General features: G+C 34.1%; 16 protein-coding genes and 2 pseudogenes. 12 read left to right on the forward strand and 6 right to left on the reverse strand.

Going from position 1 to position 13,396, the window contains the following annotated elements:
- The first annotated feature begins 135 nt into the window (after window positions 1-135).
- Genes rpsN through AUF14_RS13645 form a run of 8 tightly spaced genes read left to right on the forward strand, consistent with a single transcriptional unit; the run spans window position 136 to window position 4,141 of the window.
- Window positions 136-405, forward strand: coding sequence for a 30S ribosomal protein S14 (rpsN, locus tag AUF14_RS13610; protein WP_002297316.1), 270 nt, complete (start codon window positions 136-138; stop codon window positions 403-405).
- A gap of 14 nt (window positions 406-419) precedes the next feature.
- The gene (rpmF, locus tag AUF14_RS13615) at window positions 420-599 is read left to right on the forward strand and encodes a 50S ribosomal protein L32 (protein ID WP_002297318.1); all 180 of its coding nucleotides are present in this window, start codon (window positions 420-422) and stop codon (window positions 597-599) included.
- A gap of 31 nt (window positions 600-630) precedes the next feature.
- Entirely contained in the window at window positions 631-1,008 is a 378-nt protein-coding gene (locus AUF14_RS13620; RefSeq protein WP_002297319.1) for a hypothetical protein, read from the forward strand.
- Between the two features lie 20 nt (window positions 1,009-1,028).
- Window positions 1,029-1,178 (forward strand): 50S ribosomal protein L33, encoded by a 150-nt coding sequence (gene rpmG / locus AUF14_RS13625; RefSeq protein WP_002297320.1) that lies wholly within the window; start codon window positions 1,029-1,031, stop codon window positions 1,176-1,178.
- Window positions 1,179-1,201: 23 nt separating this feature from the next.
- On the forward strand, window positions 1,202-2,185 hold the full coding sequence (locus AUF14_RS13630) for a CobW family GTP-binding protein (protein ID WP_002360310.1): 984 nt from the start codon (window positions 1,202-1,204) through the stop codon (window positions 2,183-2,185).
- Between the two features lie 29 nt (window positions 2,186-2,214).
- Window positions 2,215-2,337, forward strand: a complete 123-nt coding sequence (locus AUF14_RS13635) for a putative metal homeostasis protein (protein ID WP_002322279.1) — start codon at window positions 2,215-2,217, stop codon at window positions 2,335-2,337.
- A gap of 17 nt (window positions 2,338-2,354) precedes the next feature.
- Window positions 2,355-3,878, forward strand: coding sequence for a zinc ABC transporter substrate-binding protein AdcA (locus AUF14_RS13640; RefSeq protein ID WP_002303662.1), 1,524 nt, complete (start codon window positions 2,355-2,357; stop codon window positions 3,876-3,878).
- Window positions 3,879-3,901: 23 nt separating this feature from the next.
- Window positions 3,902-4,141 (forward strand): helix-turn-helix domain-containing protein, encoded by a 240-nt coding sequence (locus tag AUF14_RS13645; protein WP_002304820.1) that lies wholly within the window; start codon window positions 3,902-3,904, stop codon window positions 4,139-4,141.
- Between the two features lie 193 nt (window positions 4,142-4,334).
- On the opposite strand, the gene AUF14_RS13650 is transcribed toward AUF14_RS13645, so the two are convergent.
- Together AUF14_RS13650 and AUF14_RS13655 are read right to left on the reverse strand one after the other, a co-directional pair.
- Window positions 4,335-4,898, reverse strand: coding sequence for an IS30 family transposase (locus AUF14_RS13650; protein WP_002346920.1), 564 nt, complete (start codon window positions 4,896-4,898; stop codon window positions 4,335-4,337).
- A gap of 92 nt (window positions 4,899-4,990) precedes the next feature.
- A complete protein-coding gene (locus tag AUF14_RS13655) occupies window positions 4,991-5,209 on the reverse strand; it encodes a helix-turn-helix domain-containing protein (RefSeq protein WP_002317220.1) in 219 nt (72 codons plus the stop codon).
- Window positions 5,210-5,326: 117 nt separating this feature from the next.
- On the opposite strand from AUF14_RS13655, the gene AUF14_RS13660 reads away from it, so the two are divergent.
- Complete coding sequence (locus AUF14_RS13660) at window positions 5,327-6,928, forward strand: GTP-binding protein (protein ID WP_102866089.1); 1,602 nt, start codon at window positions 5,327-5,329, stop codon at window positions 6,926-6,928.
- Between the two features lie 240 nt (window positions 6,929-7,168).
- On the opposite strand, the pseudogene AUF14_RS13670 reads toward AUF14_RS13660, so the two are convergent.
- The 4 genes and pseudogenes from AUF14_RS13670 to AUF14_RS13680 all read right to left on the reverse strand — a co-directional run.
- A pseudogene (locus tag AUF14_RS13670) lies at window positions 7,169-8,398 on the reverse strand (ISL3 family transposase); the annotation flags it as partial.
- Window positions 8,390-8,554, reverse strand: a pseudogene (locus AUF14_RS23120) (transposase); the annotation flags it as partial. The pseudogenes AUF14_RS13670 and AUF14_RS23120, both read right to left, overlap by 9 nt.
- A gap of 513 nt (window positions 8,555-9,067) precedes the next feature.
- Window positions 9,068-9,259 carry a helix-turn-helix domain-containing protein gene (locus AUF14_RS13675; RefSeq protein ID WP_002302418.1) on the reverse strand — a complete coding sequence of 64 codons (192 nt, stop codon included), beginning with the start codon at window positions 9,257-9,259 and terminating at the stop codon, window positions 9,068-9,070.
- Window positions 9,260-9,355: 96 nt separating this feature from the next.
- Window positions 9,356-9,742: a sigma-70 RNA polymerase sigma factor region 4 domain-containing protein gene (locus tag AUF14_RS13680; protein ID WP_010730444.1), complete on the reverse strand. Its 387-nt coding sequence runs from the start codon at window positions 9,740-9,742 to the stop codon at window positions 9,356-9,358.
- 683 nt (window positions 9,743-10,425) lie between these two features.
- Between AUF14_RS13680 and AUF14_RS13685 the strand changes: the two genes are divergently transcribed.
- The 3 genes from AUF14_RS13685 (at window position 10,426) to tnpA (ending at window position 13,278) form a co-directional block, all read left to right on the forward strand.
- Entirely contained in the window at window positions 10,426-11,631 is a 1,206-nt protein-coding gene (locus tag AUF14_RS13685; protein WP_102866090.1) for a YSIRK-targeted surface antigen transcriptional regulator, read from the forward strand.
- A 16-nt stretch (window positions 11,632-11,647) separates the two neighbouring features.
- Window positions 11,648-12,082, forward strand: a complete 435-nt coding sequence (locus AUF14_RS13690; protein WP_102866091.1) for a DUF7006 family protein — start codon at window positions 11,648-11,650, stop codon at window positions 12,080-12,082.
- Between the two features lie 728 nt (window positions 12,083-12,810).
- Complete coding sequence (tnpA, locus tag AUF14_RS13695; RefSeq protein ID WP_028020983.1) at window positions 12,811-13,278, forward strand: IS200/IS605 family transposase; 468 nt, start codon at window positions 12,811-12,813, stop codon at window positions 13,276-13,278.
- Window positions 13,279-13,396: the final 118 nt, after the last annotated feature.

Raw genomic sequence — 13,396 nt, forward strand, 5'->3', positions numbered from 1 at the left:
TATCTATTCATATGAGTTTTATTTCATGTTATTTATTGTTGACAAGAGCAACTCTTGTTGGTAAAGTATCAGTGTCAAAACGTAACGATTACGATTTGAGATGTCTAAATCAAAATAAAAGGAGTATAAAGGTATATGGCAAAAAAGTCGAAAATTGCTAAAGCAAAGAAACAAATGGCGATGATTGAAAAGTATGCAGATAAACGTCAGGAATTAAAAGCCGCAGGAGATCGCACCGCTCTCGCTAAATTGCCAAGAGATTCAAATCCGAATCGTCTGAGGCTTCGTGATCAGACGGATGGTCGTCCAAGAGGGTATATGCGAAAGTTCGGTATGTCCCGTATTAAGTTTAGAGAACTTGCCCATCAAGGGTTGATTCCTGGAGTAAAAAAAGCAAGTTGGTAAAAGGAGGAAATATCATGGCAGTACCAGCAAGAAAAACATCTAAGGCGAAGAAACGGTTAAGAAGAACTCATCAAACTGTAGTAAAACCAGAAATTTCATTTGACGAAGCGAATGGTGATTATAGACGTAGCCATCATGTATCTTTAAAAGGGTACTATAATGGAAAGAAAGTAATTAAAGGAGCTTCAAAATAGTTTAATATATAACTTTTAGGAGGGAATCAAAATGGAAATTATTTACCCACCTTTAGTTGAAGAAGGATTAAAGTATTATCTTGAAACGACCCAGCAATCGCTAGATAAATGCACTTTTTATCGTTCGATGGTAGAGAGAGGAATTATTACTGAAACGGGTTTACCGACCCAACAGGCAATTGAAAATGGATTAGTCAAAGATTACTATGAGGACCAAGGCTTATCATTTGATGATTTTTTAAGAATCTATCCAATTTTTGAAGAGTATGACGAGGAGTTATTTCAATGTATCGATGGTTATTGGGAGATACCTGTTGATATGAAAGAAAATTTAGTTTCACAATTGGAATCTGGCGAGTTAACTTTTGAAGATGCACAACAAATTCAAGCATATCTTGAAGATCGATAAGTATTGAAGGAGGAAGATTTATGCGTCAAAATATTATTTTGGAATGTGTCGAAACTGGAGAACGTCTGTATCTCACCAGCAAAAATAAACGGAATAACCCTGAACGGTTAGAATTAAAAAAGTATTCGCCAAAATTGCGCAGACGGGCAATTTTCAAAGAAGTGAAATAGCTAAGTGGTAAAAAGGTGACAAAATGGGCATACCAGTTACAATCGTTTCTGGGTTTTTAGGGGCTGGAAAAACAACGCTAATCAATCAAGCCTTGCAAGTCTCACCCTACCCCAGGGAAGAAATTATTATAATTGAAAATGAGTTTGGTGAAGTTGGGATTGATCACAAATTATTAGTTCATAGCGAGGAACGGGTGTTACAACTAAATAATGGATGTATGTGTTGCAGTCTTCGCAGTGATTTATTAGCAATATTGATTTCTTTACTGGAAACAATAGAAGAACATCAACAACCAATTTCACAAATCATCATTGAAACTACAGGTATAGCAGATCCCCAACCAATCATTCAAACACTTTTAACAGCGCCTCAACTAAGAGGAAGAGTATATATCGATAGTTTATTGACTGTTATTGATAGTGACAGTTTTGAACTTATTGAAAGAGAACCACAAGCCCTTAAGCAACTTGTCATGGCAGATCGCATTTTTGTGTCTAGAAAACAAAACTTGAATTTATCTGCACTAAAAAAATTACAGAGAGAAATCAAAAGTATTAACCCTTTATCCGATATTCGAATGTTCACACATAGTGAAACGATTCAAAAAAAGGATTTTTATAATTTGAAAAAATTTAATCATCCCTTAGTTTTTGAAAGTGATTCATCAGAAAATCACTATAATGGCAAATACTATCATCAACACCATCAAGTACATGAGTTTAAATCAATTCTCTTAACTTCAGATCAAGACATAAAAAAAGATTTTTTACTCCAATGGATTGACTGGCTGATTTTAACCAACCAAGGGAGCCTGTATCGTTTTAAAGGATTGATTGCTTTACAAGAGCAGGATTTTATAGTTGCCATGCAAGGGGTAAACGAACAGGTTAATTTTCAATACACCACTCGACAAAAAGACCAAACCACTATTATTCTAATCGGAAAAATGTTGGATGAAGAAAGGATCAAACAGAGTTTTGATAAATTACTGGCGGAAAGCAAATAATGATAAGTAGTGATTGGGGGTAATTTCTAATGGAGAAAACGGATATATCTAGTGCATATCGACGACTTAAAAGCCCGAATATTAAAACTAGAAAAAGGGCATTAAAAATTATCAAAGAACATAAACGAAATAAAATGAAGAAATTAGCATAATTAAGGAAGGAAAAAGAATGAAGAAAATCAGTGTAGGACTTATTGGGATAGCAGCTCTAGGATTATTGGGAGCTTGCTCCAGCACTAATGATGCAAAAGTATCGAATGATAAAGATGGAAAATTAGAAATTGTAACAACATTCTATCCAATGTATGATTTCACCAAAAACATCGTCGGCGATGAAGCGAACGTGGATTTAATGGTTCCAGCGGGATCAGAACCTCATGACTATGAGCCCTCAGCTAAGGATATGGCAAAAGCTCATGATGCTGATGTTTTTGTATATCATAACGAAAACATGGAATCATGGGTACCAAAAGCTAAAGAAAGTTGGAAGAAAGCTGGGCCTAATGTAGTAGAAGGAACAAAAGACATGATTTTATTGCCAGGTAGTGAAGAAGAAGATCATGATCACGGAGAAGAAGATCACCATCATGAACTAGATCCTCATACGTGGGTTTCACCCAAAATGGCAATTAAGGAAGTTTCAAATATCAAGGATCAGTTAGTTAAATTGTATCCGAAAAAAGCAAAAGTATTTGAGACAAATGCTGAAAAGTATTTGACTAAACTGAAACGGTTGGATGCTGACTATACCACTAGTCTTAAAGAAGCGAAACAAAAAAGTTTTGTGACACAACATGCAGCCTTTGGATATTTAGCTTTGGATTATGGATTGATACAAGTTCCTATTGCTGGATTAAGTCCTGAAGAAGAGCCATCTTCTGGTCGATTAGCTGAATTAAAAGAGTATGTTAAAAAAAATAAGATCAATTATATTTACTTTGAAAAGAATGCTAATGATAAAATCGCAAAAACTTTGGCTAATGAAGCTGGGATAAAATTGGAAGTATTGAATCCTCTTGAAAGTCTTACAAAAGAACAAATGGATAATGGTGAAGATTATGTTTCAGTAATGGAAGACAATCTAAAAGCGTTAGAGAAAACAACTATGGTTGCTGGTGAAGAGGTAGTTCCAGAAAAAGAAGCGAAGGATGAAAAGACAGTTGCTAATGGGTACTTTAAAGATGCCGATGTGAAGGATCGCGAATTGAGTGATTATACAGGTGAATGGCAATCTGTTTATCCGTTGTTAAAAGATGGAATTTTGGATGAAGTTTTCGATTACAAAGCAAAACTCAATAAAGACATGACAGCTGCCGAGTACAAAGATTATTATACTACTGGCTATAAGACAGATATTGATACTATCAACATTAAAGACAACACCATTGATTTTGTAGTCAACGGTGAACATCATCAATACACATACAAATATGTTGGATACAAAATTTTGAATTATGAAAAAGGAAACCGTGGTGTTCGTTTTAATTTTGAAACTGATGATGCAGGTGCTGGTCGTTTTAAATATATTCAATTTAGCGATCATGGAATTGCACCAAGTAAGGCAGAGCATTTTCATATTTTCTTTGGTGGAGAAAGTCAAGAAAAACTTTATAATGAAATGCATAATTGGCCTACTTTCTATCCAGCTTCATTATCTGAGCATGAGATTGCTCAAGAAATGATGGCCCATTAAAATCCAATCTTTGGAGGAAATACATGGTAAGAAAAGTATTATTGTCTATGGATTCCAAGAATATTGATGCTTATCGGCGTTATCGATTTGCAAAGCAAATGAGATTAAATGGGAGTACATTAGCTGATATTGCTGCAACTTTACATGTTAGTATTGACACAGTTCATAGAGTATTAAAACGGGATCCTGATTGTTGTTTTATCAAGGTCAATACTGGAAGAAGTAGACGTTTAGCAAAACGGCATAATAGCTTGGCCAATTAATTGATAATACCAGAGTAGATCATTTTTTCCCTTATTTGGATTTGATCTGCTTTTTATTATGTCTTGAATTGTCAAATCAAGCGCAACACTTTATCAAAGAAGACTTCATAAGGTGTTCTCCAATCTAAACACTTTCTAGGTCTGTTATTCAGTTTTTCAATCATCTGATTTATCGTTGAGTTATCTACCGTAGCTATCTCTTTCGATTCTGGCAAGTATTCTCGAATGAGTCTATTCGTATTTTAATTTGTTCATTGTTGCCAAGGGCATGAGGATCTGGAAAATAAAAGGGCATATTATTCAATGCTTCTGTAACTGCGAAATGATTGGAGAATTCTTTTCCTCTATCTGGAGTGATCGTTTTGACCGCCTCATTTGGAATACTGCTTAAAAGTTCAATCATTTTCTCGCTCACATAAGCGGCTTTCTTTCTGGGGACCTTCTTTCCTGCTAAAAGGAAGCATGATTTTCTGTCTGTCAAAGTCACTAAACAAGTACCACCAGTTTTGCCAGCTACAATATCGGCTTTCCAATGACCAAAATCACTTCTATCATCTGCGGATTTTGGACGGCCATGGATCGAATGAGTAAGGCAAATCTTTCCACGAGACTCGACATGATTTTTTGTATGTCTTGTTTTTCCTCGATGGTGCAATGAACGGATCAGGCCTTTATTGCCGTGTGAGAGGGGTTCTGTATCGAAAAGATCATTGCAAATTGCACGGTAGATCGTGATAAAACTAATTGAAAAGTCCATATGTTCATGCTTCAAACGATTCGAGATTTCCTCTGGCGACCACTGAAAATCGACAAATAAATGACGAACAATTGACCAAACTCACGGATCATTTAGAATGTGATAACGTCCGCATTTTTTTCTTCGATAAGCATAATTTTTTTCCGCTTTGGAAGGTGAATAGTTTTTTTCTTGTTTCTTCTCAGTTCATGTAAAATAGTAAACGGGCTATGCTGAATGTCGTTGCCAATTATACTAATAGAAAATCCTTCTTCGTGAAGCAGAAAGATTCTTTCTCGTTCGAGTATAGTAAGATGACGATACTGGCTCATAATTATTTTCCTTCTAGGAGTGTTCTCGACAAACTTATACTAGTTGGATATCGATTATGACTCATTTTTATGTGTTGCACTTAAAGTGTAAATTCAAGGTATAGAAAGAGGTTCCCTATGAAAAAAATACCTATTACAATCTTAACTGGCTATCTTGGTTCAGGAAAAACGATACTTCTAAATCATATTCTGTACGGTGATCACGGAAAGGAAATTGCTGTCATTGTAAATGACATAGGGGAAGTAAATGTTGATGGGGTATTAGTCGACAAGAAAGGTTTTAAAAGAACTGGAGAAAAACTTGTTTCGATGCCGAATGGATGCATTTGTTGTACATTACGCGAAGATTTGATTGTTGAACTAGATCAATTAGTGCAATTTTCTGACTTGAATCAAATTGTTATTGAAGCTTCAGGAATCAGCAAACCAATTCCAATTATTCAAGCAATTATATTAGCTAAAAACCCTTTAGACATTGATTTGACCCAACGATTAGAGATTGGTGCCATTATTATAGTAGTGGATGTAAAACGTTTTTGGGATAATTTCGAAACGGGTGAAAAGATTCAGGAAAGAAAAGCTGAAGAAGAACAGGATATTCGTGGTTTGTTAATTGATCAATTCGAGTGTTGTAACATATTACTTTTAAATAATAGTGACTTAGTGTCAACCAAGACGATTTACAAAATTAACGGTCTAATTGCTAAGTTACAGTCCAATGCCAAAATAATTAGGACAATTAAAGGTGAAGTAGACTTATCGAAAATTCTAAATACAAATCTTTTTAATATAGATGAGACTTCCTATTCAGTGGGCTGGTTCAAAGAGTTAGAGCTTGGCTATCAAAATCATATTCCTGAAACAGAAGAATATGGTATCTCAAGTTTTATCTATCGAAATCGGTTACTCCTTGACGCACAAAAATTTGCCCATCTTACGGATAAAAATTTTCCTGGCAATATTACAAGAGCAAAAGGGTTTCTTTGGTTTGACCAACATAGTGATTTTTCGACGATCTTTGAAACATCGGGTAGCCATAAAAGTATTGAATCATTAAATTATTGGGTAGCTAGTTTACCTAAAATTGAGTGTCAAATGATTATACAAAAAAATCCCGAATTGAAGGAAGCCTGGCATCCGTTGTTTGGTGAACGCATTAATAAACTAGTTTTTATTGGTATGAAGATGGATCAACAATGTATTAAGGAACAACTTGAGGGTTGTTTAACTGATTCTCTTAATGCAGATAATTTCCGAAAAATTTCACCATTTCCATGGAAAAAGTCTAATATGTTTAGCCAGATATCGTTAATGAAATTTTTAAGAAAAGCTGGTGTCAAGATAGGCGATGTCATAATTATTGGCATTTTGATTATTACCTCTTTTATTCCCTTATTTGTATTCTCTATAGAAAAGGAGAATGAAACAACTGAAGATGCTATCAAATATGCCATTGTTCGAATTGATGGCAAGGAAATGGATCGCTTCGATTTGGATAAGATCAATCATAAACTCGTGAATTATCATCCTGCGAAGGGACAATATAATATTGTTGAGATTAAAGATGGAAGAATTCGAGTTAAAGAAGATAATAGTCCTGATCAAATCGCGGTTAGAACTGGATGGATCTCAAAACCCGGTCAAACGAGTATTTGTTTACCCCATAAGTTAGTTATTAGTATTGAGAAAAAAGAAAGCACAGATTACTACATTTACTAATCTGGAAATAGATGAGGAGGTTTTTAATAAGAAAAAGATATTATTATTAATAATAGCAGGGGCTTTATTAAGTGTGTTAAGCGCTTGTGGACAAGAAAAAGAAGCGGTGACAACAGGCACAAGTATCTTTAACGGGACCTGCAATGGTTTAGTTAACAGTCGGTTAGATTACTTATTTTGGCTCTTCGCCAATGAGTGTTGGTGAAGAAATTCAATAGAATAATCGAGATACTCACACGGCTAGACAGCTATCTTGTCTAGCCGTGTTGTTGTTCTGGCTTTAGTCAGTTGGGTAGTGTTCTTAGTTTTCTTGAAATATTTTCCTCGATATAAAAAGATTCGTTCTCGGTAGTTTTGAAAGTTTCTAAAGCCATAGGCAATTCGTTTTAGTACTTTGATATGGTTGTTCAAACATTCTATAGGGCCGTTGGAATAGGGAACGCGCAACGCTCGTTTGATTTCTGTTCGATATTTCTTGAAGGTCGTGAACACTGGTTGGTAGTGCTCTGGCAACTCCTTGTAGTCTTCTTTTAGGAGCGCGACGAATTTTGGAACAGCTTGTCTTCTGATAGCGGAAAGAAAATCCTGGTAGACTTCGTAGCCTCGCTTTAAGGAGTCATCATAAGATAATAGCCGATCGACTATCTCCGCTTCTGTCAGATGATCTCGAAATGACGGACGCCAGTAGCGATGCTGGCCCTTCAATTCCCACGCATTCTTTTGAAGTAGTCTTCAGTATTTCTTTAAGTGCTTCGACCGACGATCCCTTTTTTTAAAGGTCTTCATTACTTGAATTCGGTGATTGGTAAAGGCCCGACCGATGTGTTGGCTAATATGAAAGCGATCGGCGACGATTCGGGCATTCGGAAAACGCTCTTTCACCAATGTGCGATAGGGTGTATAGAAATCTGAAACCACTAGACGTACTTGTTCACGGACTTTTCTAGGGTAGCGCAAGAAATAGCCGCGTAAAGGATTGAGTTGCCGATTTTCCACAATATCAATCAGTTGATGGGTCTTGCCGTCCATCATGACAAAGCTCATGGCTCCCGAGACATTTTTCACTGATTTGAATTCATCGAAACACACCACTTCTGGTAACAGCTGGTTCAAAGAAACGGTTTTAGGCCGAAGGCTGCGAAGTATTCGAATGACAGTGGTCGGAGAAATGTGCTTCATACGTGCGATCAAAGACATAGAAAGAGGTTCGCTTAATAGCTCAAGAATGGCTTGTTTGACTCTGCGAGCAATGGAGCAGCGACGATCACTAACTGAATCTTCTGCTAAAAAAGTCTTTCCACAGTGTTTACATTTGAAGCGCTGTTTGTTAATCCGCAGAATGGTCTTGTAGTTACTGACATCATTCAATAAGATGGATACTTTTTTCCAGCCCTATTTAATGATCGTTTGTTCATTTTGATAGTGGCGATGAAAGCATTCCTCCGGTTGATAGGTCAATGTGCCATCAAAAGCATTTTTCCCGTATCGACGATATTCTGAAACCCATCGGGAAATTGTTGGACGAGAGATATTGTATTCTTCAGCAATTTTCTTGGTAGTTACTTTTTTCTCAAGGATATCCTGTGAAATCTTTAGTTTAAATTTACGATCATATGTTTTTCTCAATAGAGTTCATTCCTTCCGGTAACGTAACTGATAGTCAAGAAAAGTGTATCATAGCCCAACTTAGTATCAGGGTTTGTCAACTAAACTGTGGAAGTTGATAGATAAGAGTTTTTAACAACCAAAATTCTCTTGACTATTTTTGAAATCAGACAAATTTTGATTGGACACATAGTTGAATAAATCTACCGTCGTTACGGAAGGTAAATCGCATGCTTTTCAATTCTAGAGGAGAAGTCCTCGTTGAAGTACCATAGTCCAGTTCTGGATTCGACCTCCTGCCCACTTCATACGTAAATAAAGTAATTTTAGGAGTGAGACTGTGACAAAAGTTATTTTTAAGCTAAAAACGAATTAAAAAACGTTGATAATTAAAATCATTCGTTTTAGATTCTATGAATCATTATAGAACGCTGTAAAATCGATACTTTATAATTATAAAGAAGATAGTTTCAAATTTATTGTTCGAAATTTGAAACTATCTTTTTACTTATGTCACAGACTCCCTTAGTTGAGTTATTCTTTAATTTCGAATTTCGAGATAGCTAGATATATTGCAAGCATACATTCTTGATAACAATCTTGATCATATTTTCCAGTTCTCCAGGATTGCTTATGGACCAAAGCGCTAAATCTTTTGAGAATGGCCACAACTGCTTCTTCATTTCCATTCTTTGCTAAAATGAAATCTTCTTTTAAAGTATTCATAAATTTACCTTCTTCCCATGAACTTATAATCTATTTATTTTTTGGGAAGGAGGAGGACGAGCAAAGAAGCATACAAAATTAGTTATTATGCAGATATTAAACCAGCATTTTTTGAATTTTTTTGTAAAGTCGATGTTTTAAATTTGTCGCACCCTGTCTTGTAATACCCAGAACCTTTCCAATTTCTTTATCAGTTTTATCAAAGATAAATTTTTCGATAAGAAAAATTTGTTCAGGTTCTTTCAACAAAGGAAGGATTTTTACTAATTTTGTATCTTCAACAAAGAAAGTCACATTTAAAACATTAACCGGTTGTTTAAATTTTATAGTGTCTTCAGTAAACAAATATGGTGGAAGTTGATCAAGTTGTTCATGCTTTTGAATTTCTTCTTGTTTTTTATAATAAGTATTAGCGGTGTTCAAAATGACCTTTTCAAAGAATCGAATCAACTGGGCATTTACGCGTTCGTCGTTATCTGACATATTGCACACCTCCTCCATTAAGATTTAAAGGGAAAAGAGGCAAAAAACACGAAAAGAAGCTAATGCAATTTATGCTGCACTGCGAATAACTTCTATAAGCTCACAGACATCGATAGGACTGTTAATGTTTTTCAAAAAATGTTCCTTAGTTGATAATGGACAGCTATCTCTATACTTAGAAAAGAAAAATCATATATTTTCTTGAATATCAAACATGTCCATGTGGTTAAGGAAACTTTTGAGCTTTTTACGTATAATAAATCTTCTCTAAAACCTCCTTTTTGGATAATGTTCTCATTCGTGTATAAATTGTATTTTTTATTTCTTCCCCCTTCATAGTTAACAACTAGAAATGAGTTCGAATAGACACATAGTTGAGCGGAAATTTTCAAATTGGATTCCAAAAACGGAATATTTAGAAAAAACCTTATTATCTTTATTGAGCTTAGATAATAAGGAATCATAATAATTATTGTCTTTAAACTAGATATATGCAAATAGTATTCATAATGATGAAAAACGATGAATCCCCTTTGATAAATTATACTTTTTTCGGTGAAATATACATGAAAGCGGTAAGAGGATATTTTATAATAAAGTGAGTTAGCTTAGTTTGGCAAGAAAATAGCATTCTAGATAACGTATGAAATGCTATTTAATGATTTAGAAAGAGAGAAACAAAAGTGTTTTCAGATAAAGAAGTATTATTAAAGTCTCTTCATGTTTGTTTAAAACTACCTATCGTGGTTTTCGATTCCGAATTCAATATGATAAAAGAGTATCGCTCAGATAGAACTACTTGTCTTTTTTATGATTATAAAAAATTACTAACTGATAATATTAAAAAAACGAAAAATTTCCATTTCTTTACTGGTGATTTTAACGAGATGTTTCTTTTATACATGTTTAAAACCAGGTATTACTTATTTGGTCCATTTAGAGGAAATACTATTGATAAAGAATTTTTTAAACTAAACATAAACGATTTAAATATTACACTAGCTGATAGGGAGCGTCTCTATGATTCGTTGCAAAGTTTGACATTGTATTCTTTAGGTGATATTCGAGATATTTTAATTTTAGTTCACTATTTTTTTACTGGAAAAATAGAAGATTTATTCCATGAACCGTTAATTGAATATACAAGAAATATCAGTGAAACCGTCGAACGAATCAAAATAGATGATTTGCTATCACAAAATTACGATCCAGAAATCTATCTATTTCTTTATGAAAATAAAATATTGGAATATGTGAAAAATGGAGATATTCGAAATCTAGAAAACATGGTTTTTAATCTGAGTAATGGAATAATTCCGAGTGTTAGTGGAGATACAATTCGGTCTGAAAAAAATTATTCTATCATTGTTTTTGAGAAACTAGCACAAACTGCTATAACGTTAGGAATGGATATAATAGAGGCATATCAAAGCAGAGATGCTTTGATACGAGAAAACGAATTAGCTGTGTCGTTACCAGAAGTCTTAAAGGTGAGGGATTCTGGCATTGTTCATTATACTAAAGAAATCGGAAAAACTAAGATAGAGCATCTTTCTCCCTTGATTTCTTCTGTCGTTCAATTCATCGGCTTAAATATTTATAAAAAAATTACTGTAAAAGAAATAGCTAATTATTTTTCTGTAAGTGAAACCAAATTAAGGGAAAGCTTTAAGAATGAAATGCGAATTACGATTTATAATTATATTTCTAAACGAAAAATTTCTGCGGCTAAAATAATGTTGAAATCAAACCATACTATCAGTGAGGTTGCTTTAGGTTTAGGATTTTCAGATTCTTCACACTTTTCGAGAGTATTCAAAAAATACGTAGGAGCATCTCCTAAGCAATATCAATTAGGTTTAGTGGATAATCTCAATAACACTAGCTGAGAGGTTTTATTTTATTATGAGACTATATCGTTTACGTAGTTTGGAGGAGTTGAGGAAATTGGATTTTGACAAACATTTTTTTTGGGAAATTTCTGACTTGAATTGTTTTGTAGAATCCGAACGTTTAAGTAATGGTAATAATAATGCATTAAATGAATACGACAAAGTAGTAATTGACAGAGTAAAAAGTTTATGTGAGGAAGCTAGAGAATCTATTAGTCATATTGATGGTAGCAATTTTAAGCAAACATTATTTAATCTGATTAAGCTAGATGCTAAAATATCAAGTTATTTATTCTTTTTAATACATGATGAATTTATGGATTATCAAAAATTGGATCAGTTAATTGAAAGAGAAAGCTGGGAAGATTATTACGTGGGTCTAACTTTTTCAGAAAAGTTAAACAACTACAAGTTAATAGATTATAAGTATTTGAGTGAAAGCAATTAATTATTCATGTAGAGTACTAGACACTTTAAATATGGACAATTCAATTATAAAGAAAAAGAATCAATAATTTAATGAGGCTGTGACAAATGTCATTTTTTGTTTCGCTAAAAACGAGTGAAAAAATGTTGATAACTCCAATCATTCGTTTAAGATTCTAGGAATCATTCAGAAATGCTGTGAAACCGATACTTTATAATTATAAAGAAGGTGATTTCAAATTCCGAAGAAGGAATTTGAAGTCACCTTTTTACTTATGTCACAGTCTCATTCAGTAATGCGGGATAAGGCTCCTTATTCCGCTATTTGAATACTCTGAAGTTTAATCTAAGAAAGAGTAATATTTTGAAAACATGCTTCATCGCATAGAAATGAACTTAATTTCAGAAAGAATACATACATATCTTTTTATATGTTTTCAGCTGCTGAATGGTTAAAAAGCACAAATATCCGAAAAAAACATGAAGAAATGTACTTTTTTTGTTGTAATGTGCATGAAATTCTTTAAGTAAATTAGTTAACATAAGTTTAATAAGATTCCTATTCTGTGAATAATACGTATCAGATTTATCTTTTATTTAATGACTTTAGTCAGTTTCGTTCGCGGAGCGTACGAAACAAGAAAACCGCGCGCTTCTACGCGTGGATGGAATAGCTTTAGCGATAAAAACTCCTTTCGATATACTAATAAGTGGCTACCAACCGCTTATTTTATCGAAAGGAGTTTTTCTATGTCTAAAGACGACAAAAGTTTATCACATACTAGATGGAATTGTAAGTATCACATAGTCTTCACCCCAAAATATAGAAGAAAAGTAATCTATGGGGAATTAAGAAAAGATATTGGAAGAATTTTGAGGAAGCTTTGCGAGATGAAAGAGGTAGAAATAATCGAAGCACACGCAATGCCAGATCATATTCACATGTTGGTAAAAGTACCACCAAAAATAAGTATCTCGCAGTTCATGGGCTACTTGAAAGGAAGAAGTGCGACGCTTATCCATGAGCAGCATGGAAACTTAGTCTATAAATATGGAAATAAAAGTTTCTGGTCAAAGGGGTATTACGTGAGCACAGTCGGTCTGAACCAGAAAACAATTGAAAAATATATACGAGAGCAAGAATCAGATGATCGAATCCGAGATAGTATAAGTAAACGAGAATACGTTGATCCATTCAAAATGAAGAAAAAGAAATAAAGTAGCGAGCGAAGAGCGGTTGGTGGTCTTTTAGAAAGCTCCATTTATGGAGTAGGCGAGTAGTGACCTCTTCTAGAGGTGTTAAAAAGCCACCCGTTCTCACGGGTGGATGTGTTAC

Source organism: Enterococcus avium, assembly GCF_002891025.1.
Classification (GTDB): domain Bacteria; phylum Bacillota; class Bacilli; order Lactobacillales; family Enterococcaceae; genus Enterococcus_A; species Enterococcus_A avium.